25 protein-coding genes are annotated in these 20,024 nt (G+C 67.6%); 18 read left to right on the top strand and 7 right to left on the bottom strand.

Going from position 1 to position 20,024, the window contains the following annotated elements; all coding sequences use genetic code 11:
- Positions 1 to 57 precede the first annotated feature (57 nt).
- Positions 58 to 1,758, top strand: a complete 1,701-nt coding sequence (ureC, locus tag WFQ67_RS25805; RefSeq protein ID WP_337058587.1) for an urease subunit alpha — start codon at positions 58 to 60, stop codon at positions 1,756 to 1,758.
- Positions 1,759 to 1,920: 162 nt separating this feature from the next.
- Here ureC and WFQ67_RS25800 read toward each other — a convergent pair whose 3' ends face one another.
- Entirely contained in the window at positions 1,921 to 2,451 is a 531-nt protein-coding gene (locus WFQ67_RS25800) for an REP-associated tyrosine transposase (protein ID WP_213626495.1), read from the bottom strand.
- A 354-nt stretch (positions 2,452 to 2,805) separates the two neighbouring features.
- Between WFQ67_RS25800 and WFQ67_RS25795 the strand changes: the two genes are divergently transcribed.
- From WFQ67_RS25795 to WFQ67_RS25785, 3 genes are all read left to right on the top strand, one after another.
- On the top strand, positions 2,806 to 3,156 hold the full coding sequence (locus tag WFQ67_RS25795) for a DUF805 domain-containing protein (RefSeq protein WP_173171477.1): 351 nt from the start codon (positions 2,806 to 2,808) through the stop codon (positions 3,154 to 3,156).
- Between the two features lie 110 nt (positions 3,157 to 3,266).
- Positions 3,267 to 3,680, top strand: coding sequence for a DUF3592 domain-containing protein (locus WFQ67_RS25790; protein ID WP_213626497.1), 414 nt, complete (start codon positions 3,267 to 3,269; stop codon positions 3,678 to 3,680).
- 24 nt (positions 3,681 to 3,704) lie between these two features.
- Positions 3,705 to 4,295 (top strand): hypothetical protein, encoded by a 591-nt coding sequence (locus tag WFQ67_RS25785; protein WP_111264635.1) that lies wholly within the window; start codon positions 3,705 to 3,707, stop codon positions 4,293 to 4,295.
- A gap of 4 nt (positions 4,296 to 4,299) precedes the next feature.
- Here the strand turns inward: WFQ67_RS25785 and WFQ67_RS25780 are convergent, their stop codons facing one another.
- Both WFQ67_RS25780 and WFQ67_RS25775 read right to left on the bottom strand, forming a co-directional pair.
- Complete coding sequence (locus tag WFQ67_RS25780) at positions 4,300 to 4,566, bottom strand: DksA/TraR family C4-type zinc finger protein (protein WP_111264636.1); 267 nt, start codon at positions 4,564 to 4,566, stop codon at positions 4,300 to 4,302.
- Between the two features lie 106 nt (positions 4,567 to 4,672).
- The gene (locus tag WFQ67_RS25775) at positions 4,673 to 5,542 is read right to left on the bottom strand and encodes an isocitrate lyase/PEP mutase family protein (RefSeq protein ID WP_111264637.1); all 870 of its coding nucleotides are present in this window, start codon (positions 5,540 to 5,542) and stop codon (positions 4,673 to 4,675) included.
- Between the two features lie 291 nt (positions 5,543 to 5,833).
- Here WFQ67_RS25775 and WFQ67_RS25770 point away from each other — a divergent pair, with 291 nt between their 5' ends.
- Positions 5,834 to 6,151: a hypothetical protein gene (locus WFQ67_RS25770; RefSeq protein ID WP_442969630.1), complete on the top strand. Its 318-nt coding sequence runs from the start codon at positions 5,834 to 5,836 to the stop codon at positions 6,149 to 6,151.
- Positions 6,152 to 6,204: 53 nt separating this feature from the next.
- Entirely contained in the window at positions 6,205 to 6,648 is a 444-nt protein-coding gene (locus WFQ67_RS25765; RefSeq protein WP_337058586.1) for a YqaA family protein, read from the top strand.
- Positions 6,649 to 6,650: 2 nt separating this feature from the next.
- On the opposite strand, the gene WFQ67_RS25760 is transcribed toward WFQ67_RS25765, so the two are convergent.
- Positions 6,651 to 6,920, bottom strand: a complete 270-nt coding sequence (locus tag WFQ67_RS25760) for a PsiF family protein (RefSeq protein WP_337058585.1) — start codon at positions 6,918 to 6,920, stop codon at positions 6,651 to 6,653.
- 154 nt (positions 6,921 to 7,074) lie between these two features.
- Between WFQ67_RS25760 and WFQ67_RS25755 the strand changes: the two genes are divergently transcribed.
- From WFQ67_RS25755 to WFQ67_RS25735, 5 genes are all read left to right on the top strand, one after another.
- Positions 7,075 to 8,340: an Hsp70 family protein gene (locus WFQ67_RS25755; RefSeq protein WP_213626505.1), complete on the top strand. Its 1,266-nt coding sequence runs from the start codon at positions 7,075 to 7,077 to the stop codon at positions 8,338 to 8,340.
- A 98-nt stretch (positions 8,341 to 8,438) separates the two neighbouring features.
- Entirely contained in the window at positions 8,439 to 8,648 is a 210-nt protein-coding gene (locus tag WFQ67_RS25750) for a hypothetical protein (protein ID WP_173171467.1), read from the top strand.
- Positions 8,649 to 8,746: 98 nt separating this feature from the next.
- The gene (gene osmE, locus WFQ67_RS25745; RefSeq protein WP_111264642.1) at positions 8,747 to 9,091 is read left to right on the top strand and encodes an osmotically-inducible lipoprotein OsmE; all 345 of its coding nucleotides are present in this window, start codon (positions 8,747 to 8,749) and stop codon (positions 9,089 to 9,091) included.
- 153 nt (positions 9,092 to 9,244) lie between these two features.
- The gene (osmE, locus tag WFQ67_RS25740) at positions 9,245 to 9,586 is read left to right on the top strand and encodes an osmotically-inducible lipoprotein OsmE (protein ID WP_337058584.1); all 342 of its coding nucleotides are present in this window, start codon (positions 9,245 to 9,247) and stop codon (positions 9,584 to 9,586) included.
- A gap of 125 nt (positions 9,587 to 9,711) precedes the next feature.
- Positions 9,712 to 10,245, top strand: coding sequence for a ferritin-like domain-containing protein (locus tag WFQ67_RS25735; RefSeq protein WP_213626509.1), 534 nt, complete (start codon positions 9,712 to 9,714; stop codon positions 10,243 to 10,245).
- A gap of 290 nt (positions 10,246 to 10,535) precedes the next feature.
- Here the strand turns inward: WFQ67_RS25735 and WFQ67_RS25730 are convergent, their stop codons facing one another.
- The gene (locus tag WFQ67_RS25730) at positions 10,536 to 12,599 is read right to left on the bottom strand and encodes an AsmA family protein (RefSeq protein ID WP_337058583.1); all 2,064 of its coding nucleotides are present in this window, start codon (positions 12,597 to 12,599) and stop codon (positions 10,536 to 10,538) included.
- 430 nt (positions 12,600 to 13,029) lie between these two features.
- Between WFQ67_RS25730 and WFQ67_RS25725 the strand changes: the two genes are divergently transcribed.
- The gene (locus WFQ67_RS25725) at positions 13,030 to 13,482 is read left to right on the top strand and encodes a hypothetical protein (RefSeq protein WP_442969629.1); all 453 of its coding nucleotides are present in this window, start codon (positions 13,030 to 13,032) and stop codon (positions 13,480 to 13,482) included.
- 337 nt (positions 13,483 to 13,819) lie between these two features.
- A complete protein-coding gene (locus tag WFQ67_RS25720; protein ID WP_213626515.1) occupies positions 13,820 to 14,269 on the top strand; it encodes a phage infection protein in 450 nt (149 codons plus the stop codon).
- 100 nt (positions 14,270 to 14,369) lie between these two features.
- Here the strand turns inward: WFQ67_RS25720 and WFQ67_RS25715 are convergent, their stop codons facing one another.
- A complete protein-coding gene (locus tag WFQ67_RS25715; protein WP_337058581.1) occupies positions 14,370 to 15,449 on the bottom strand; it encodes a fatty acid desaturase family protein in 1,080 nt (359 codons plus the stop codon).
- A gap of 41 nt (positions 15,450 to 15,490) precedes the next feature.
- Entirely contained in the window at positions 15,491 to 16,597 is a 1,107-nt protein-coding gene (locus WFQ67_RS25710) for a ferredoxin reductase (RefSeq protein WP_337058580.1), read from the bottom strand.
- Between the two features lie 140 nt (positions 16,598 to 16,737).
- On the opposite strand from WFQ67_RS25710, the gene WFQ67_RS25705 reads away from it, so the two are divergent.
- From WFQ67_RS25705 to WFQ67_RS25685, 5 genes are all read left to right on the top strand, one after another.
- Positions 16,738 to 17,373: a TetR family transcriptional regulator gene (locus tag WFQ67_RS25705; protein ID WP_213626521.1), complete on the top strand. Its 636-nt coding sequence runs from the start codon at positions 16,738 to 16,740 to the stop codon at positions 17,371 to 17,373.
- Between the two features lie 165 nt (positions 17,374 to 17,538).
- Positions 17,539 to 18,039 (top strand): urease accessory protein UreE, encoded by a 501-nt coding sequence (ureE, locus tag WFQ67_RS25700; RefSeq protein ID WP_173171449.1) that lies wholly within the window; start codon positions 17,539 to 17,541, stop codon positions 18,037 to 18,039.
- Positions 18,036 to 18,710 (top strand): urease accessory protein UreF, encoded by a 675-nt coding sequence (locus WFQ67_RS25695; RefSeq protein ID WP_337058579.1) that lies wholly within the window; start codon positions 18,036 to 18,038, stop codon positions 18,708 to 18,710. Before ureE ends, WFQ67_RS25695 begins: the two co-directional genes overlap by 4 nt.
- Positions 18,711 to 18,719: 9 nt before the next feature.
- Positions 18,720 to 19,334, top strand: a complete 615-nt coding sequence (gene ureG, locus WFQ67_RS25690; protein ID WP_021222421.1) for an urease accessory protein UreG — start codon at positions 18,720 to 18,722, stop codon at positions 19,332 to 19,334.
- Positions 19,335 to 19,356: 22 nt separating this feature from the next.
- Entirely contained in the window at positions 19,357 to 19,929 is a 573-nt protein-coding gene (locus WFQ67_RS25685; RefSeq protein ID WP_337058578.1) for a HupE/UreJ family protein, read from the top strand.
- The last annotated feature ends 95 nt before the right edge of the window (positions 19,930 to 20,024 follow it).

The following is a 20,024-nucleotide window of genomic DNA, read 5'->3' as shown; positions in this document are numbered from 1 at the left end:
TTTTTCACTTGAGGCTTGCAGCTTTGAGCTTGCAGCCTGAATTCCGAGGAACGAGGAATGAAGATTTCCCGCCAAGCCTACGCCGACATGTTCGGCCCCACCGTCGGCGACAAGGTGCGCCTGGCCGACACCGAGCTGTGGATCGAAGTCGAGAAGGACTTCACCACCTATGGCGAGGAAGTGAAGTTCGGCGGCGGCAAGGTGATCCGCGACGGCATGGGCCAGGGCCAGCTTTTGGCCGCCGAGGTGGTCGACACGCTGATCACCAACGCGCTGATCATCGACCACTGGGGCATCGTCAAGGCCGACGTGGGTTTGAAGGAAGGGCGCATCGCGGCGATCGGCAAGGCCGGCAACCCGGACATCCAGCCCGACGTCACCATCGCCATCGGCGCCAGCACCGAGGTGATCGCCGGCGAGGGCATGATCCTCACCGCCGGCGGCATCGACACCCACATCCACTTCATCTGCCCGCAGCAGATCGAAGAGGCGCTCATGAGCGGAGTCACCACCATGATCGGCGGCGGCACCGGGCCGGCCACCGGCACCAACGCCACCACCTGCACCTCCGGGCCCTGGCACATGGCGCGCATGCTCCAGGCCGCCGACGCCTTCCCGATGAACATCGGCTTCACCGGCAAGGGCAACGCCTCGCTGCCCGAACCCTTGATCGAACAGGTGAAGGCCGGCGCCATCGGCCTCAAGCTGCACGAGGACTGGGGCACCACCCCGGCGGCCATCGACAACTGCCTGAGCGTCGCCGACCAGTACGACGTGCAGGTGGCCATCCACACCGACACCCTCAACGAGTCGGGCTTCGTCGAAACCACCCTGGGCGCCTTCAAGGGCCGCACCATCCACACCTACCACACCGAAGGCGCCGGCGGCGGCCACGCACCGGACATCATCAAGGCCTGCGGTTTCTCCAACGTGCTGCCCAGCTCCACCAACCCGACCCGGCCCTTCACCCGCAACACCATCGACGAGCACCTGGACATGCTCATGGTCTGCCACCACCTGGACCCGAGCATCGCCGAGGACGTGGCCTTCGCCGAAAGCCGCATCCGCCGCGAGACCATCGCCGCCGAGGACATCCTCCACGACCTCGGCGCCTTCAGCATGATCAGCTCCGACAGCCAGGCCATGGGCCGCGTCGGCGAGGTCATCACGCGCACCTGGCAGACCGCCGACAAGATGCACAGGCAACGGGGCCCGCTGGAAGGCGACGGCGCCGGCAACAGCAACTTCCGGGTCAAGCGCTACATCGCCAAGTACACCATCAACCCGGCCATCACCCACGGCATCAGCCACGAGGTGGGCTCGGTGGAAGTGGGCAAGTGGGCCGACCTGGTGCTCTGGCGCCCGGCCTTCTTCGGCGTGAAGCCGACGCTGATCCTCAAGGGCGGGGCCATCGCCGCGAGCCTGATGGGCGACGCCAACGCCTCCATCCCCACCCCGCAACCGGTGCACTACCGGCCGATGTTCGGAAGCTACGCCGGCAGCCGCCACGCCACCAGCATCACCTTCATCAGCCAGGCCGCCCTGGAGGCCGGCGTGCCCGAGCGACTCGGCCTGAAGAAACGCATCGCCGTGGTGAAGGGCTGCCGCACCGTGCAGAAGCAGGACCTGATCCATAACGACTACACCCCGGTGATCGACGTCGACCCGCAGACCTACCAGGTCAAGGCCGACGGCCAGCTGCTCTGGTGCGAGCCCGCCGAGGTGCTGCCGATGGCGCAGCGGTATTTCCTGTTCTGACCACGCACCCGCCCCTGGCCCGACATCGCGTTGTCGGGCCTCGCTGCGCTCGGCACCAACCTACGAGTACGCCTCGGCACGACGTAGGTTGGGCTGAGGCACGAAGCCCAACGCAACGGACCCGATCCCGCTTCGCAGTGCCTCGCTGCGCTCGGTGCCAATCTACGAGGGCAGTTCGCCGAACACGCCGTCATGAGGAGCACAGGCCCAATCGGCCGATAGCCTTCCATCACGGATGAAGCGGTGGATCGAGGAGTAAGGCCAGTCGACCGCACGGCGCACATGCCCATGCTTCACCGGGTTGATGTGGATGTAATCGATGTGCCGAGCGAGGTCCCGCTCATCCCGTATCTGGTGCTCCCAGAAGCGTCTCTGCCAGATGCCACGCTCACGCTTGTCCCGACGCGACCGGTTCACCCGGCCCCGCTCCGGCACCAGCCGGGAAAAGGTGCCCTTGATCTGAGACCAGCGCAGGGGGAAGTCGGCATCACCTTCCGGCAAGGTCCATATGGCATGCAGGTGGTCGGGCAGCACGACCATCGCGGGTATCTCGAAAGGGTGCCGTGCCCGCACCCGCTTGAAGGCCATGCGCAGCAGATCGACATGTTCGATCAACAAGCCATGGGAGCGATTCGCGAGATTGACGGTGAAGAAATAGGTGCCACCCGGCACGAAGGCGCGGCGGTATCGCATGTTCCATCCCTTGAGCCATGAGGAGCCCGCAGTCTAGGGATCGCCACGCCCTTCGGATCCGGGAAAGGACATGGCCGCCTGTCGGATCATTGCCAGCGCATGCGGGCGAAGCCGGGAAGCGAAGCGCGATACGCGCATCGCGGCGTTGGGCCTCGCTGCGCTCGGCGCCAACCTACGGGCACGACACAACTCGCCAGAATTGACTCGATGGCAATTTGCCGTGCCGTGAACTCTCCCACGCAATGCCTTGTTACGAAACGCTATAGTCGGCCAACTACACCGGCCGGTGTAGGCCGAGGCCTTGCCAGGTACACGAAAAATGCCGCCACGCGCGGCCTAAAAAGGGAGTTTTCTATGGAATGGTATTTGAAGTGCATCAAGCAGCATTACTTCGACTTTAACGGCCGTGCGCGCCGCAAGGAGTACTGGATGTTCACCCTGGTGAACGTCGTGATCTCCATCGCGCTTTCCGTGATCCTGGGCCTGATCAGTGAAAACCTGGCCCTGCTGGCCAACCTGTACAGCCTCGCCGTGCTGCTGCCGGCCCTGGGCGTGACCGCGCGTCGCCTGCACGATATCGGCAAGAGCGGCTGGTGGATCCTGATCGCCCTCGTGCCGATCCTCGGCGGCCTGTACCTGCTGTTCCTGCTGGTCCAGGACAGCGTGCCGGAGACCAACGCCTACGGTCCCAACCCCAAGGCCTGATGGCCGGGTTCCCGTCGCCCTGGCGGGAACCTACGGGACAGACGCCTGTCCCAGCGCAGTGGCCGGGAGTTCCCCCGGCCACGCCCATGGATGACCAGGAACGCCACAGGATGTCCGATACCCCCCTCCCCCGTTTCAAGGGCGGCCTCTTTGCCCTGATCGGCCTCGCGCTGCTCGCCGCGATGGCCATCCAGACCTCTTCCCGCGTGGGATTCCTGCAATCGGCCCTGGAGGCAGATGGCAGCGTCGTCGCGCTCAACGCAGGCGGCTCCCACCCCGAAATCGCCTTCACCGATGGCACCGGTACGCGCATCTCCTACCCCCAGGGGGGCTGGATCTACGGCTACCAGGTCGGCATGCAGGTGAAGGTCCACTACCAGGCCGACGCGCCGGCCACCTCGGCCGTGGTCGACGACTTCGGCGCACTCTGGGGCACCCCGGCCTTCCTCGGCCTGCTGGGCTCCGCCTTCACGGTCACCGGACTGATGACCCTCTTCAGGCGCCCCCGTCACGACATCGCCTGAACCGCACCGCACAAGGAAGCAGCAATGCCGAAGATGCCCATTCCCCTGCCCGTCAATCCGAGCCGCTGGGGCTATGTCACCGCCAGTGGCGGCGGCCTGACCATCGCCTTCGTCGCCGGTGGCGGCGGTTCCATCACCCTGCGCTCGCCCGCCGGCGAGAACGTCAACCTGCGCTACGGCGGCCTCGGTGCCGGCGTGGGCATCGGTGCCAAGCTGCCGCGCTTCGGCAAGGTGGACATCAAGATCAAGGGCAAGAGCATCGGCGGTGCCGGCGCGGCGGAAGCCTTCCCCAGCGACGGCGCGGTCTTCGTCGCGGACGACCTGGTGGAGCGCGACCTGACCCGTGACGACATCACCGGCCCCTGCATGTACGTGGAAGTCGGCGCGGGCGTCGCCGTCGGCGTGTCGGGCACGGCGATGCTGTTCGGCCTGGACCCCAAGCTCTTGGCCGCGGTGATGCTGATGAACGCGAGCCCGGTGACCAGCCTCACCGTCTCGCCGATGCTGACCCGCCAGCTGATGCAGTCGGCGCGCGGCGCCCTGCTGATGGGCGGTGCCAACGTCGGCATCCAGGCCGGCGCCGGCGGCGCCGTCTATCTCGGCGCGCTGTTCTGAGCCTTCAACGCAACTGGCTGTCCTTGCTGCCGCGCCGGTTGTAGCCGGCGTAGGCGGCGTTCTCACGGTCGTGCTCGGCCTGGCATTTCACGCACAGCCGCACGCCCGGCACCGCCTCGCGGCGCGCCTGGGGAATGGGTGCATCGCATTCTTCGCAATGCGTCAGGCTCTCGCCCTTCGGTAACTGGCTGCGTGCCCGTTGCACGGCGTCTTCGATGGTGCTGTCGATCTGTTCCTGGACTGCGCCATCTCCCGCCCAACCACTGGCCATGCCGGCCTCCCATGCTGTCGAGGATTGACCCGATCAGTTATGGGGGCGGCACTCGGCCTTTTGCAACACCCGGGGCCGGTGGGCGACAAGCGGAGGTCGTTCCGGGCTATTCCTTCACGTCCATGTATTCCCGCGCCCAGATGATGTAGTCCTCGGGCAGGGTGTACTTGTGGGTCAGCTCGGTGGCGCTCAGTTCGGAGGCGGCGGTGTCGATCTGGCGCTGCTCGCGCAGGCAGTCGTAGGTGGCCTTGATGGCGGCGAAGTAGGCGGCGTGGCCGTTGACCACGATGCGCACGCCAAGGTCGGCCAGGCGCTGGTTGTCACGCAGTTGCGGGTTGCCGTAGGTGACCAGCATCAGCGGCACGCTGAGGTGCGCGGCGATGGCTTCCAGGTGCTCGAAGTCGGCGACGCCGACCATGCAGATGCCGTCGGCGCCGGCAGCCTGGTAGGCCTTGGTGCGGGCGATCACCTCCTCGGTGGAGAGCACGCCGGCATGGGTGCGGGCGATGATCGACAGGTCCGGGTCGACACGCGCTTCCAGGGCCGCACGGATCTTGCCGACGCCTTCCTCGACGCTGATCAGGTCGGTGGACTTGCGCCCGAACTGGGCCGGCAGCAGCGTGTCCTCGATGGTCAGCGCGGCGATGCCGGCACGCTCCAACTCCACCACCGTGCGCATGACGTTGAGGGCGTTGCCGTAGCCGTGGTCGGCATCGGCGATCACCGGCAGGCGGCTGACGCGGCCGATGCGCACGGCCTGCTCGACGAACTCGCTGAGGGTGATCAGCGCGAAATCAGGGGCGGCCAGGACCTGCAACGAGGCGACCGAGCCGCCGAGGATGCCGACTTCGAAGCCGAGGTCGGCAGCGATGCGGGCGGACATGGGGTCGAAGACGGACGCGGTGTGATAGCAGGTCTTCGAGTTCAACAGCGCACGAAAGGCCGTGCGCAACTCATGGTGAGAGGCTCTTCGCATAGAGGTTCCAGAACGACAGGTGCGGATAGTTGAAACGGGGATGCAAGTATCGCACCCCCGGTCACATTGTCCGACAACGATGGCAGCGGGATTACAGATTCTAGCCCCCGGGGCTTTCACCTGGCTTTAGCCGACCGGGCCCCGCATCGGTCGTAGGCACAGGCCCTTGCGCAAGTGACGCGTTGCCACACCGGGTTCAACTTTTCCCGCGCCCCGACTACATTGCGCGCCCCGGCGAACGAATCGCGGGATGGAATCACCCAGGAGAACGACGTGAAACACAGCATCAAGATGATCGCAGGCCTGCTGGCCGCACTGGCCATCGCCGGTTGCACCGGCACCCCGATGAAGACCCGGAACCTCGACAGCAGCCAGTACACCGTGATCGGCCACAGCGAGGCCAGCGCCACCGGGCTGCTGGTCGCCGGCTTCATTCCGGTCCGCCAGAACAGCCGCTTCGTGCGCGCGCAGAACGCCGCGATCAAGGCCAAGGGCGGCGATGCGATGATCAACACCCAGGTCCAGGAAGACTGGTTCTGGGCCTGGGTCCTGACCGGCTACACCACCACCGTTTCCGGTGACGTGGTCAAGCTGAACGACAGCCACTGAGCCCTGTGCGAGGGCCGCCCGGCCCTCGCCCCGACCGTTCCGGAAGCCGCCCGATGCCGGACCTGATCCCCTACCTGAGCCTCTTCCTCGTCGCCTTCGGCGCCGCCACCCTGCTGCCGCTGCAGTCGGAAGCGGTGCTGGCCGGCCTGCTGCTGGCCGGCGGCCAGCCGGCCTGGGCATTGCTGCTGGTGGCGACCCTCGGCAACGTGCTGGGCTCGCTGGTTAACTGGGTGTTGGGGCGGTTCCTGGCGGACTTCCGCCACAGGAAGTGGTTTCCCGTGTCGGAAACCGCCATCGAACGGGCGCAGACAACCTACCGCCGCTACGGGCGCTGGACCCTGCTGCTGTCATGGCTGCCGGTGATCGGCGACCCGCTGACCCTGGTGGCCGGCCTGATGCGCGAGTCGCCCTGGGTGTTCCTGCTGCTGGTCACCCTGGCCAAGGCCGGCCGCTACCTCGCGGTCGCGGCGCTGACCCTGGGCCTGGGCCTGGCCTGAGGCTATTTCTTCTTCAGGCACTCGCTGAGGAAGGCCTTGCGTTCGTCGCCCTTGAGCGCCTTCTCGCTGGCGGTCTTGTTGCAGCTGATCATCTTCTCCTGCTGGGTCGCCTTGAGGCAGTTGCTCATGAAGGTCTTGCGCACATCGCCCTTGAGTTCCTGGGCGGTGGCCTCGGCGTTGCAGCTCTTCATCTTTTCCTGCTGGGTGGCGGCGAAACCCTGGCTGGCGGCCAGCATCGCGAGCAGGAGCAAGGGCAGGCGGATCGACTTCATGGGGCGGTCTCCCGGGGTGTCCGTGTGGGGGGGGGGTGACGGGGGCGTCGCCTGGAGTCTAGCCACTGCGACGAACTGCGCCTCGCCGCCTGAGCAAAGCGCGCCCGGCTCGCGTACACTGCGCGGCCGTTTTTTCCACCGGACCTCTCGCGCCATGAGCAACCTCACCGCAGCCCGTGCCCTGGGCATCGACTTCGGCACCTCCAACTCCACCGTCGGCTGGTGGCGCCCGGACGTGGAGCCGCTGATCGCGCTGGAGGACGGCAAGATCACCCTGCCCTCGGTGATCTTCTTCAACATCGAGGAGCGTCGCCCCGTCTACGGCCGCCTGGCCCTGCACGAGTACCTGGAAGGCTACGAAGGCCGCCTGATGCGCTCGCTCAAGAGCCTGCTGGGCTCGACCCTGCTCAAGAGCGAGACCACGGTGCTGGGCAGTGCGCTGCCGTTCAAGGACCTGCTGGGCCTGTTCATCGGCGAGCTGAAGAAGCGCGCCGAAGCCACCGCCGGCCATGAATTCGAGCAGGTGGTGCTGGGCCGCCCGGTGTTCTTCGTCGACGACGACCCGGCCGCCGACCAGGAAGCCCAGGCGACCCTGGTGGCGGTCGCCAACAAGCTCGGCTTCAAGGACGTCTCCTTCCAGTACGAACCCATCGCCGCCGCCTTCGACTACGAACGCGGTATCGAGCGCGAGGAGCTGGTGCTGATCGTCGACATCGGCGGCGGCACCTCCGACTTCTCCCTCGTGCGCCTGTCCCCCGAGCGCCGCGACCTGGCCGACCGCCAGGCCGACATCCTCGCCACCGGCGGCGTGCACGTGGGCGGTACCGACTTCGACAAGCAGCTCTCGCTGGCCGGCGTCATGCCCGAGTTCGGCTACGGCAGCCGCATGAAGAGCGATGCCTTCATGCCCACCAGCTACCACCTCAACCTGGCCACCTGGCACACCATCAACGCCGTCTACGCGCAGAAATCGCAGCTGTCGCTGAAGAACATGCGCTACGACATCGTCGACACGCGCGGCATCGACCGCCTGTTCCGCCTGATCGAACAGCGCGCCGGGCACTGGCTGGCCATGCAGGTGGAAGACAGCAAGATCGAGCTGACCGAGGCGCGCCACCGGGTGATCGACCTCGAACGCATCGAGCCGGGCCTGCGCGTGGAACTGACCCGCCATCTGTTCGAGGAGGCCATCGAGCCGTTGCTGCAACGCATCCGCGACAGCGTCACCCAGCTGCTGGCAGACGCCGGGGTCGGTGTCGAGCAGGTCGACACCGTGTTCTTCACCGGCGGTTCCAGCGGCATCCCCGCCCTGCGTGGCAGCGTCGCCGCGCTGCTGCCCAACGCCCGCCATGTCGAAGGCAACACCTTCGGCAGCATCGGCAGCGGCCTGGCCATCGAAGCCAAGAAGCGCTACGGCTGAACCGGGCGTCGGGCGCCCCGCGACGTTCGTGCGGCTCCCCTGGCGGCGACCCCGGCGCTGGATTACCTTCGCCGGCATCGCCCCCCGAGGAACGTGCCATGAAATGCCTGCTGCCCTGCCTTGCCATCCTCCTGCTCGCCGGCTGCGGCCTCGGCGAGACCGCCGCCACCGGAGCGGCCCAGGCCAAGCTGCAGGCCGAACAGGCGCAGCAGGCCCAGCAGCAGATGGACCAGCTCAAGCAGCAGATCGACCAGGCCAACGCCGTCAACCAGCAGCGCCTGCAGGACGCCGAGAAGGCGGGCCAGTAGCGCGACGGCAAATTCTTCGAACTCGCCCGCTCCATCGCCACTCGAAACTCGTGAAGCCAATCAGGCCGTTGAAGATCAGCTCACACGAGGAACCCACCATGTACAAGGAAACGCTCGCGGCAGTGTTCGTGCTGGCATCGGTAGCAGGGTGCAGCACCAAGTTCGAGAACCCCACCGACTACGTCACCTACCGCCACGAACCCCTGGTCGAGAAGGTGCAGGACGGCATGAGCAAGGACGAGGTGCTGACCATCGGCGGCCCGCCGTCCACCGAGATCCAGCGCACCGTGCACCCCGGTACCTGCAACAACTACGTGCTGAACAAGGAAGGCCACCAGCAGGCCTACTACGTCAGCTTCAACGACGCGGGCCGGGTCGACAGCAAGGGCTTCATGACCTGCGAGCAATGGCAGAAACACGAAGCCGAGGCGGCGAAGATCTGATGCTTCGCGGCGCCCGGTCTGCCGGGCGCCGCAGTGGCCAAATGCCAGAAGTGCCAACGAGCGCACAGACCCGAAGAGAATAAATAGCGAACCGGCGCGCCTCGCTGATGTCCAAGCGCTGTTATTTACAGCGGATCATCAAGGACCTTCAGCATGTTCATGCGCTCGCTCCTGCTCGCGGCCGCTCTGGGCTCGGTGTCCGGCTGCGCCACGAAGATCGAGAACCCGACCGACTACATCACCTACCGCAACGAACCCCTGGTGCGGCAGGTGAAAGAGGGCATGACCAAGGAGCAGGTCCAGGCCATCGGCGGTCGCCCGTCCTCCATCGTCCAGCGCAGCGTCCACCCCGGTTCCTGCAACAACTACATCCTCAACCACGAGGGGCACCAGCAGGCGTATCACGTCAGCTTCGGCGCCGCCGGCCGCGTCCAGCACAGCGGCTTCATGACCTGCCGCCAGCGCGAGGAGGTCGAGCGCCAGCGCCTCGACTGACCGCACCGCCGACCACAGATTTCCTAAACTTTCCCGCTTCGTATCACTCACATCCCAGGTAGGGCCGCGACGCCAATGGCCGCCAGAGCCAGGCGCAATGGCCTGATTAGCCAAGGAGAAACGTGATGAGTGACGTACAGCTTACCGATGTGAACACCCTGCGCCAGCGCGCCCGGCAGAACGTGCTGGACGGCGCGGTGACCGAGGGCTACCACGCAGACCGCACCACCGTGCTGCGCCTGCTCAACGAGGCGCTGGCTACCGAGCTGGTCTGCTACCTGCGCTACAAGCGCCACTACTACATGGCCAACGGCCTGAAGGCGAGCATCGCCGCCAGCGAATTCCTCGAACACGCCCAGCAGGAACAGCAGCACGCCGACCGCCTGGCCGAGCGCATCGTGCAACTGGGCGGCGAGCCGGACTTCAACCCGGCCGGCCTGGAGGCCCGCTCCCATGCCCAGTACGTGGCCGGCAAGGACCTGCGCGAGATGGTCACCGAGGACCTGATCGCCGAGCGCATCGCCATCGACAGCTACCGCGAGATCATCCAGTTCCTCGGCGACAAGGACCCGACCACGCGCCGCCTGTTCGAGGAAATCCTCGAGCAGGAGGAAGAACACGCCGACGACATGGCCGACATCCTCGCCGACCTGAAGTAACCCCCCCCACCTCGTGGCCCGGGCTCCGGCCCGGGTCACGGGCATGCCGCAAGCCCCCGCGAAGAAAACCACCCTACGCAACCCGACACCACGGCGCCGAACGTCACCCCGTTGGGCCTCGCTGCGCTCGGCGCCAACCTACAGCCCTCACCGGGCACAGATCGCCAGCCCTCGCACGACACCCGTAGGTTGGGTAGAGGTACGAAACCCAACACCGCGACGCCGAATGTCATCCCGTTGGGCCTCGCTGCACTCGGCGCCGACACGCGCAAGCCGAAAGCTCCTGGACCTCAGTTGGCCTTGCGCATCTTTTCCAGCAGCGGCGCGCAGGTGTTGGTGACGTCCCCGCCACCGCTGGGGGCCACCAGCGCCAGCAGCCCGGCGGCGGGTGCTACCACGGCGCCGAGCACCACCATGCCGGCACCCCGGGCGATCAGCGGCACCGCCTTGACCCCGGCGTCCGGCTTCTTGAAGGTGCCGCGCACGTAGAGCGGCGAACGCAGGGAGAAGATGCGCACGCCCTTGGACTCCGGGGTGACGGTCAGGTCCAGGCGCTCGCTGGCCAGGTTGGCCGAACCGTCGACCTGGATCAGCGCGTTCTCGGTATCGAAGATGAACACCCGTGGCGTCACCAGGCCCTTGGCCAGCTTGAGGTCGGCAGCGGCGCAGTTGATCTTCACCTCGTCGTCGCCGAACAGCTTGCCGACCAGGTAGTTGCCGACGTTGAGCCCGGCGATCTCCATCAATCCGCGGCTCACCGCGCCGTCGTTGACCAGCAGCTTGAGGTCGCCGTTGGCCGTGCCCAGCAGAGCCGCCACCGAGTTGCCGGTGCCGGCCAGGTCGGCGTCGCCGTTCAGCTCGCCGAAGCTGGTGCGCATCGGCTCGAAGGTGGGAAACAGCTGCTTGAGCTTGAAATGCCGCGCGCTGAGGCGGGCACGGCCCTGCAGGGGCACGCTGCCGCCGTCCAGGTGGATGGTGGAGTCCAGGGTGCCGCCGGCCATGCCGAAGCGCAGGGGCTCCAGGCTCAGCTTGCCGTCGTCGAGTACCACGTGGGTGTCGAGGTCGTTGAAGGGCAGCTTGTCGCTGTGGACGATGCGCTTGCCGGTGAAGCGCACGTCGGCATCCATCTGCCGCCAGCGCTCGGTGCGAAACGCCTCCACCGGCAGCACCTTGTCCGCCGGCTGCTTGCCGGCCACGCCGCGCTCCTTCTTCTCGGCGTTGGAGTCGGCGCCGATCAGCGGCGCGAGGTCGGCGAAACGCAATTGGTTGGAGGTCAGCGCGCCGGACAGCTTGGGCCGGGGCGGGTGGGCGACGTAGTGCAGGTCACCCTGGATATCGCTGTCGCCGATGGCGCCGTTGAAGCCTTCGTAATGGAACTGCGGGCCCGCCGGGTCCTGCAGCTGCGCCACCAGGCGGCCGTCGGTGGAATAGGCCGGCGTGTCGGGCAGGGTGACACCGGTCAAGGGGTAGAGGTTGCCCAGGCTGTTGCCGGCCAGCTTCAGCCGCAGGTCCAGGGCGCCCAGGTGGGTCGGGTCGGTGAGGGTGCCGGCCAGGGCGATGCGCGTGGCGCCGATGCGCAGGTCGGCCTGCAGGGGAAATGGCTTGCGCGCGTCCTTCAGGGCCAGCAGCCCGCCGATCTTGCCGCTGCCGTCCAGCGCCTGGCCCTTGTAGCTGCCCTTGGCCGTCCAGCCGAAGGCGTAATCCTGGGGCGCATCGCCCTGCTCCGCCACCTTGCCGGCGGCCTTCTCGCCGACGATGTCGCTGAACGGGATCGGCTTGCCCAGTGGGTCCACCAGCAGCTCCAGGCGCGTCTGCGAGGGCTGGTCGTCGACCTTCACCTGGCCCTTGTCGAAGCCGATGGCACCGATGTCCAGGGTCCAGGCGGAAGGCTCCTCGTCAGCCTGCTCCGGGGAGCGGGCGAGCTTTTCGAAAGTCCAGTTGTCGCGGCCGTCGGCGCGGCGCTCGAGATCGGCGCGGGGCTCGGTGAGGTCGATGCGCGGGATGGCCACGGTCTTCCACAGCAGCAGCAGCGGCGACAGGCTCGCCTCCACGCGCCTGAGGGTGACGAACGGCTGCTTCCCGGCCCACTCGGGATTGCCCAGGGTCAGGTCCTCGGCCGTCACATGGGGCCAGGGCACCCAGGCACGCAGGCCGGGTTCCGAGGGCTCGCGCTGCCAGCGCACGCTGAGATCGCCCTTGATGGCGAAGGGGCGACCCAGGGTTTCCGAGACCCGGGTATTGAGCGTCGGCTTGATGCGGTTCCAGTCGAACGTGGCGACGAACACCACCAGGGCGGCCAACAGCAGCACCAGGCTGGCGGTGGTCCAGGCGAGGATTCTGCGTCCGCGCGTCATGCACTTCTCCTAACTCTAGCGGTGCCTTGCCCCAAGACCACCAGGGGCCGCACACGAGGCATCTTGTTCTATCGACTGGCAAACGGGACGGATGACTCCGGCAAATGCAGCGCAAAGATCATCACCGCGCGCAGCCTATACCGCCCGCGACACCGGCAGAAAGGCCTGGATGGGTAGGTAAGCACCTGATCCAAAACAGGTTTTCCAATCATCATCGGCATCGATGCCGACTATCGCGAGTGATCACTTTTTAATCGCCTGGCCGTCCGTAACATGGGCCCCGTAGCCACTTGCTACCCCCCACACCCCAGGAGATACCGACATGAAAACCCAAGCCATCGCCACCCTGTTCCTCACCGGCCTGTTCGCCATCCCGGTCGTCCAATCCGCCGTTTCCTATCCGCTTGTCGCCGAGGGCGAAGGTGCCTACATGGTCATCGACCGTGTCGCCGAAGGCGGAGCCGAACGCACCCTGAACCGCGTTGCCGAAGGCGGTGCCGATCGCACTCCGGGCTTCCGTGTCGCTGAAAGCGGTGCCGACCGCACCCCGGGCTTCCGTGTCGCTGAAAGCGGTGCCGACCGTACTCCGGGCCTCCGTGTCGCCGAAGGCGGTGCCGACCGTACTCCCGGCTTCCGCGTTGCCGAAGGCGGTGCCGACCGTACTCCGGGCTTCCGTGTCGCCGAAGGCGGTGCCGACCGTACTCCCGGCTTCCGCGTTGCCGAAGGCGGTGCCGACCGTACTCCGGGCTTCCGTGTCGCCGAAGGCGGTGCCGACCGCACCCCGGGCTTCCGTGTAGCCGAAGGTGGTGCCGATCGCACCTCGGGCTTCCGCGTAGCCGAAGGTGGTTCCGACCGTTTGCTGCAAGCCCACGGTGTGGTCTGAATCCACACCGGCTTCACCCAGTAGTCAAAGCCCGGCACCGGCCGGGCTTTTTATTGCCCGCCACGCCATGCCGCCCAGGCAGCACGCCATGCCCTGACGCCTGCGCGATCACTCCGGCAGCCGCTCATCACACCCATCGACAGGGGGCATGCCAAGCCCTCCTCAGCCCTGCAGACAAGGCTTTAAAAATCAGACAAACCATTGATTTTCAATGATTAAAGCAACCATTAAAGAGATCGATGCTTACTATTGGCCGCCTTCACTTCTGGCCTTTCCGGGGGCTCCGTAACATTGGCTCCGTAGTCACTTACCAGCCCCCCACGAGGAGCCACAGATCATGAAAGCCCATGCCATTGCCGCCCTGTTCCTGACCAGCCTTTCCGCCACCGCCTTTGCCCTGCCCTCCGAGCCGCAACCGGTTCTGGGCGAGTCCCGCGACAACAGCGGTTTCATCCAGGTCGTCGAGCCGGTTGCCGAAAACGGCTCCGATCGCACCCCCGGCCTGCGCATCGCTGAAGGCGGTGCCGAACGCACCCTGAACCGCGTTGCCGAAGGTGGCGCCGAGCGCACTCCTGGCTTCCGCGTTGCCGAAGACGGTGCCGACCGCACCCCTGGCTTCCGCGTTGCCGAAGACGGCGCTGACCGCACTCCTGGCTTCCGCGTTGCCGAAGACGGCGCCGACCGCACTCCTGGCTTCCGCGTCGCCGAAGATGGCGCCGACCGTACTCCTGGCTTCCGCGTTGCCGAAGATGGCGCCGACCGTACTCCTGGCTTCCGCGCCGTCTGAAGTGGGTTCGCTCACTGAGGCGAGAACAGACGCACCGCCCATACGGCGGCCCTCCACGGAATGAAAGCCCGGCACATGCCGGGCTTTCGCATTTCAGGGCTCAGGCAGGCACGGCGGGCGGTGGCGAACGGTAGATCCAGATGCGCTTGAGCACGGTGGCGAACTGCACGGAAAGCCTGCCGCTGTTGTAGACCTGGCCATAGCGCAGGGCGATCTCCTTCACCTCCACCGCCAAGGCGGCGTAGCGACGGGCCGGCAGGTCGGGGAACAGGTGATGCTCGATCTGGTGGCTGAGGTTGCCGGTGAGGATGTGCAGCAGCGGGCCCCCGGCGAGATTGCTGGAACCGCGCAGCTGGCGCAGGTACCACTGGCCCCGGGTTTCGCCCTCCAGCACTTCGGGCGGGAAGACCACGGCCTTCTCGGTGAAGTGGCCGCAGAAGATCACGGTGAAGGTCCACAGGTTGCGGATCAGGTTGGCCAGCGCATTGCCCGCCACCACCGCCCAGGCATTGGCACCCAGGGCCAGCGCGACGAGGGGGAAGAACAGGTAGTCCTTGACCAGCTGGCGCAGCACCTTGGCGTTGAACTGGCGCAGGCGCGGGCGCAGCTCCTCGCGGCTCATCCGGCCCTTGAAGTACTGGTCCAGGCGCAGGTGCTGCACCGCCACCGAGAACTGGAACAGCAGCGCCTGCAAGGTCACCCACAGCGGCTGCCAGCGGTAGAAGGGCTTCCAGCGCTGCTCGGGGAACAGCCGCACCAGCCCGTAGCCGACATCGTCATCACGGCCGAGCACGTTGGTGTAGGTGTGGTGGACATGGTTGTGCGTGTGTCGCCAGAAGTCGGCGGGGCCGACGATGTCCCACTCATAGCGCTGCCCGGAGAATTCCGGGTCGTTCATCCAGTCGTACTGGCCGTGCATCACGTTGTGGCCCAGCTCCATGTTCTCGAGGATCTTGCCCAGCCCCAGCAAGGCGCTGCCCAGGAGCCAGGTGGGCGGGAACCAGCCGAGCAGCAGCAGGAGCCGGCCGGCCCAGCAGCAGAACCGGGTCACGGCACGGATGCGGCGGATGTAGCGGGCGTCCGCCTCGCCCAGGTCGTCCAGGGTGCGCTGGCGCAGGGCGTCCAGCTCGGCGGCGAAGGCCCGCAGTTCCTCGGGGCCCAGTTCTCGGTCGATACGCATGTCGTTCTCGCTCATCGAGGCGTTGCCGGCATGACGCCGGTTCAGAGGTCGAGCACCAGGTCGCCCATGGGCGCACTGACGCACAGGCGGATGGGCTGGCCCGGTTCGGCGGACAGCGCGCCGGTTCGCACGTCGCGCACCGTGCCGCTGACCAGCTTGCAGGTGCAGCTGGTGCAGACGCCCTGGCGACAGCCGTGGGCAGGGCGCAAGCCATGGGCTTCGGCCTGTTCCAGCAGGTTGTAGCGGCTGTCGCCCTGCATCTCGCTGCGCGAGCGGGCGAAGCCCAGGCGCACCTGGCGCGCGGGTTCATCCGGGTTCACCGCGGGCGCGCTGAAGGCTTCCAGTTGCAGAGCGCCCCGCCGGGGCTCGGCCTGCCACCACTGGCGCACCCGGGAGATGAAGCCATGGGGCCCGCAGGCCAGCAGGTCGCTGGCGTCGATGTGCTGCACGTGGTCCGGCAGGAATCGCCCGGCCAACTCGTCGGCCGCCGGCGGCTCGCCGCTGATCGCCCAGCGCACGCTGAAATTCGGATGACGACGCGCCAGGGCCTGGAGCTCCTCGGCGAACGCCCGCTGGCCGCGTCGGCGCACGTAGTGCAGCAGCGTCACCGGCGTCGCGAAGCCTTGCGCCAGGGCCTCGCGCAGCAAGCCCAGCAGCGGTGTGAGCCCGCTGCCGGCCGCCAGCAACAGCACGCCATCGGCCCCCTGCGGCCAGCGCAGCTCGCCCTCCGCCTGGCCCATCTCGACCCGCGTGCCGACCCCGAGGAAGTCCAGCAGGCGGTTGGACAGGCGCCCGCCCGGCTGGCGCTTGATCGCCAGCTCCACGCGGCCGTCGGCATGCACCGCGGTCAGGCTGTAGCTGCGTCCCAGCCGTACGCCATCGACCGTCTGGTGCAGTTGCACATGCTGACCCGGGCGCCAGAGCCGGGCGTTGCCGTTGACGCGAAAAGTCAGCGCGAGCATGTCGTCCGCGACCCAATGGCGCGCCTCCAGGCGGGCGAAGACCCGGTTGAGACGCAGCAGCGGGTGCACGCGGGAAAGGAAGAAATCGACTTCGGCTTCACGCAGCCAGGCGCGCTCGGCGAGCGCCCGCAGGGGCTTGAGGCCGGGCGCCAGGTGGCGGGCGAGGGACAGGGGAATGAGGGGCATCGGCAACACCAGTGAACACTTGTGCACTAGCCTGCATGAGCACCCCGCTTTCAGTCAACAACCGTTCACTGAATGCGGTTCGCACCGGCAGGGGGCATTTGCTAGAGTGCGGCGCATCCACACCCCCGCGAACCGGCTCCATGACCCCACGCTCGGAACAGAAACAGCAGACCCGTCAGGCCCTGATGGATGCAGCGCGCCTGCTTATGGACAGCGGCCGCGGGTTCGGCAGCCTGAGCCTGCGCGAAGTCGCCCGCACCGCCGGCATCGTGCCCACCGGCTTCTACCGCCACTTCGCCGACATGGACCAGCTCGGCCTGGCCCTGGTCAGCGAGGTGGGCGAGACCTTCCGCGACACCATCCGCATGGTTCGCCACAACGAGTTCGAGATGGGCGGGATCATCGACGCCTCGGTGCGTATCTTCCTCGACGCGGTGAAGGCCAATCGCGGCCAGTTCCTCTTCCTCGCCCGCGAGCAGTACGGCGGCTCGCAACCGGTACGGCAGGCCATCGCCGCACTGCGCGAGCGCATCACCGACGACCTCGCCGCCGACCTCAAGCTGATCAACCGCATGCCGCACCTGGACGACCCGGCGCTGGACGTGGTCTCCGACCTGGTGGTCAAGACGGTGTTCGCCACCCTGCCCGAGCTCATCGATCCTCCCGCCAAGGGCCTGGCCCCGCACCTCACGCCGGCGGCCAAGATGATCCAGCAACTGCGCTTCATCATGATCGGCGGCAAGCACTGGCAGGGCCTCGGCAGCGCCAGAAGCTGACCGACCCGACAGTGCGCACCAAAACGGCCCGCCACGCACCACGACGAAGCACCCTGGCGCCCCGGGAACTGGCAGACCGCTCCCTGCGCCCCGCAACACAAGGGTTCAGCCCTCTTGGCAAGCACCTTGCTCTAGCACCGGCATTGCACACTGCCGGGACCTCCCATGCTGGTCATCCAGGAAAGAACCGAACCCCGCGCGAGCTGGGACGCCGAACTGCTGCTCACCTATGAAGCGCGCAGCAAGAGCCGCCTGCGCTGCTTCAGCGTGGCCGGCGAAGACGTCGGCCTGTTCCTCGAACGCGGCCAGCCGCCGTTGCGCGACGGCGATTGCCTGCTGGCCCAGGACGGCCGCGTGGTCCGCGTCAGCGCCCGCCCCGAGGCGCTGCTCCACGTCACCTGCGCCAACGCCTTCGAACTGACCCGCGCCGCCTACCACCTGGGCAACCGCCACGTCGCCCTGCAGATCGGCGACGGCTGGCTGCGCCTCCTGGACGACTACGTGCTGCTGGCGATGCTCGAACAGCTCGGCGCGCGGGTCGAGCGCATCGAGGCCGGCTTCCAGCCCGAGCACGGCGCCTACGGCGGCGGCCACCACCACTCCCACCACGGCGACGCCGACTTCAACTACGCGCCGCGCCTGCACCAGTTCGGAGTGCGCACGTGAACCCGGCCTGGCAGCTGCTGCGCCTCGCCAGCCCCCAGCTGCCCATCGGCGGCTACAGCTACTCGCAAGCCCTGGAGCTGGCGGTGGACCAGGGCCTGGTGGACGACCCGCAGAGCGCCGAACGCTGGATCACCGACCAGTTGCTGCTCAACCTCGCGCGCTTCGAGGCGCCCCTGCTGCTGGCCCTGTGCGAGGCCGCCGCCGACGCGGACTGGGCCCGCTTCAGCCACCTCGGCGAGTGCCAGCGCGCCAGCCGTGAAACCCGCGAACTGCAGCTGGAGAACCGGCAGATGGGCTACTCCCTGCAGCAATTGCTCGAAGGCCTGTCGGAGCTGGATGCCCCGGCCCGCAACGCCCTCGACGCCCTGCACGAGCCCGTGCTCGGCTGCGCCTGGGCCCTGGCCGCGCGCACCTGGCGCATCACCCCGCAGGACGCCCTCGCCGCCTGGCTCTGGGGCTGGCTGGAGAATCAGCTGGCGGTACTGATGAAGACCCTGCCGCTGGGCCAGCAAGCCGCCCAGCGCCTGACCTCCGCGTTGTTGCCGGCCCTGCAGAAAGCGCAGGACACGGCCACCGCGCTTCCCGAAAACCAGTGGGGCAGCGCCGCCTTCGGCCTGGCCCTGGCGAGCATGGCGCACGAGCGCCAGTACAGCCGTCTGTTCCGTTCCTAGGAGAGCAACATGCACAGCCAACCCCTGCGCGTCGGTATCGGCGGCCCCGTCGGTTCCGGCAAGACCGCCCTCACCCTGGCCCTCTGCCGCGCCCTGCGCGACCGCTACAACCTCGCCGTGGTGACCAACGACATCTACACCCAGGAGGACGCCCAGTTCCTGGTGCGCAACGAGGCCCTCGACCCCGAGCGCATCATCGGCGTGGAGACCGGTGGCTGCCCGCACACGGCGATCCGCGAGGACGCCTCGATCAACCTCGAGGCCGTCGACCAGCTCAACCGCCGCTTCCCCGGGCTTGAGCTGATCATCGTCGAGTCCGGTGGCGACAACCTCTCCGCCACCTTCAGCCCCGAGCTCTCGGACCTGACCCTCTACGTGATCGACGTCTCCGCCGGCGACAAGCTGCCGCGCAAGGGCGGCCCGGGCATCTGCAAGTCCGACCTGCTGGTGATCAACAAGGTCGACCTGGCGCCCATGGTCGGCGCCTCCCTCGAGGTGATGGACCGCGACGCCCGCAAGATGCGCGGCGACAAGCCCTTCGTCTTCAGCAATCAGAAGGTCGGCCAGGGTCTCGACGAGATCATCGCCTTCATCGAGAAGCAGGGCCTGCTCGGCGCTGCCTGAACCGACTCACAAGGAGCTTCACATGACCCTTCGCAAAGCCCTCTACGCCCTCGCCCTGTTCCTCACCCCGGCACTGGCCTTCGCCCACCCCGGGCATGACGCCTCGGGCCTCGCGGCCGGCATCGCCCACCCCATCACCGGCCTCGACCACCTGCTGGCGATGCTCGCCGTCGGCCTCTGGGCCGCGCAGCAGCAGGGCGCCGCGCGCTGGGCACTGCCGCTGACCTTCGTCGGCACCATGCTGCTCGGCGGCCTGCTGGGCTTCGAGGGCCTGGAACTGCCCTTCATGGAAACCGGCATCGCCGCCTCGGTGCTCGCCCTCGGCCTGCTGGTGGCCGTGGCCGTGCGCCCGCCGGTGTCCGTCGCCGTCGGCCTGACCGCCCTGTTCGCCCTGGCCCACGGTGTCGCCCACGGCCTGGAGCTGCCCCAGCTCTCCAGCCCCTGGGGCTACGCCGCCGGCTTCGTCGCCGCTACCGCCGCCCTGCACGCCGCCGGCTATGGCCTGGTGCGCGCGCTGCCGCAATCCGCCGCCCCGCTGGTACGCATCGCCGGCGGCGCCTCCGCCGTGGCCGGCGCCTGGCTGCTGGCGGGCTGAATCCCTGCGTTGCACCGGCCGGCCAGGGGCTCCCCCATCCTCCCCTGGCCGGTCGCCCCCCCTCGAAGACTCCACCCGCACGAAAGCGCAGCGGC

Source organism: Pseudomonas sp. USHLN015 (genome assembly GCF_037153275.1).
Lineage (GTDB): Bacteria > Pseudomonadota > Gammaproteobacteria > Pseudomonadales > Pseudomonadaceae > Metapseudomonas > Metapseudomonas tohonis.
Note: the sequence above shows the minus strand (reverse complement) of the source record. Positions and strands in the feature narration are given on the sequence as shown.

Coding starts and splice junctions, on each gene's coding strand:
- WFQ67_RS25750 (WP_173171467.1), top strand. CDS start 8,439: ATGAAATGCCTGCTGCCCTGCCTTGCCATCCTCCTGCTCGCCGGCTGC.
- WFQ67_RS25775 (WP_111264637.1), bottom strand. CDS start 5,542: ATGCGAAGAGCCTCTCACCATGAGTTGCGCACGGCCTTTCGTGCGCTG.
- WFQ67_RS25730 (WP_337058583.1), bottom strand. CDS start 12,599: ATGACGCGCGGACGCAGAATCCTCGCCTGGACCACCGCCAGCCTGGTG.
- WFQ67_RS25735 (WP_213626509.1), top strand. CDS start 9,712: ATGAGTGACGTACAGCTTACCGATGTGAACACCCTGCGCCAGCGCGCC.
- ureG (WP_021222421.1), top strand. CDS start 18,720: ATGCACAGCCAACCCCTGCGCGTCGGTATCGGCGGCCCCGTCGGTTCC.
- WFQ67_RS25720 (WP_213626515.1), top strand. CDS start 13,820: ATGAAAGCCCATGCCATTGCCGCCCTGTTCCTGACCAGCCTTTCCGCC.
- WFQ67_RS25715 (WP_337058581.1), bottom strand. CDS start 15,449: ATGCGTATCGACCGAGAACTGGGCCCCGAGGAACTGCGGGCCTTCGCC.
- WFQ67_RS25685 (WP_337058578.1), top strand. CDS start 19,357: ATGACCCTTCGCAAAGCCCTCTACGCCCTCGCCCTGTTCCTCACCCCG.
- osmE (WP_337058584.1), top strand. CDS start 9,245: ATGTTCATGCGCTCGCTCCTGCTCGCGGCCGCTCTGGGCTCGGTGTCC.
- WFQ67_RS25710 (WP_337058580.1), bottom strand. CDS start 16,597: ATGCCCCTCATTCCCCTGTCCCTCGCCCGCCACCTGGCGCCCGGCCTC.
- WFQ67_RS25770 (WP_442969630.1), top strand. CDS start 5,834: ATGATCGCAGGCCTGCTGGCCGCACTGGCCATCGCCGGTTGCACCGGC.
- WFQ67_RS25785 (WP_111264635.1), top strand. CDS start 3,705: ATGCCGAAGATGCCCATTCCCCTGCCCGTCAATCCGAGCCGCTGGGGC.
- WFQ67_RS25790 (WP_213626497.1), top strand. CDS start 3,267: ATGTCCGATACCCCCCTCCCCCGTTTCAAGGGCGGCCTCTTTGCCCTG.
- WFQ67_RS25780 (WP_111264636.1), bottom strand. CDS start 4,566: ATGGCCAGTGGTTGGGCGGGAGATGGCGCAGTCCAGGAACAGATCGAC.
- WFQ67_RS25705 (WP_213626521.1), top strand. CDS start 16,738: ATGACCCCACGCTCGGAACAGAAACAGCAGACCCGTCAGGCCCTGATG.
- WFQ67_RS25725 (WP_442969629.1), top strand. CDS start 13,030: ATGGTCATCGACCGTGTCGCCGAAGGCGGAGCCGAACGCACCCTGAAC.
- ureC (WP_337058587.1), top strand. CDS start 58: ATGAAGATTTCCCGCCAAGCCTACGCCGACATGTTCGGCCCCACCGTC.
- WFQ67_RS25800 (WP_213626495.1), bottom strand. CDS start 2,451: ATGCGATACCGCCGCGCCTTCGTGCCGGGTGGCACCTATTTCTTCACC.
- WFQ67_RS25755 (WP_213626505.1), top strand. CDS start 7,075: ATGAGCAACCTCACCGCAGCCCGTGCCCTGGGCATCGACTTCGGCACC.
- ureE (WP_173171449.1), top strand. CDS start 17,539: ATGCTGGTCATCCAGGAAAGAACCGAACCCCGCGCGAGCTGGGACGCC.
- WFQ67_RS25765 (WP_337058586.1), top strand. CDS start 6,205: ATGCCGGACCTGATCCCCTACCTGAGCCTCTTCCTCGTCGCCTTCGGC.
- WFQ67_RS25760 (WP_337058585.1), bottom strand. CDS start 6,920: ATGAAGTCGATCCGCCTGCCCTTGCTCCTGCTCGCGATGCTGGCCGCC.
- WFQ67_RS25795 (WP_173171477.1), top strand. CDS start 2,806: ATGGAATGGTATTTGAAGTGCATCAAGCAGCATTACTTCGACTTTAAC.
- osmE (WP_111264642.1), top strand. CDS start 8,747: ATGTACAAGGAAACGCTCGCGGCAGTGTTCGTGCTGGCATCGGTAGCA.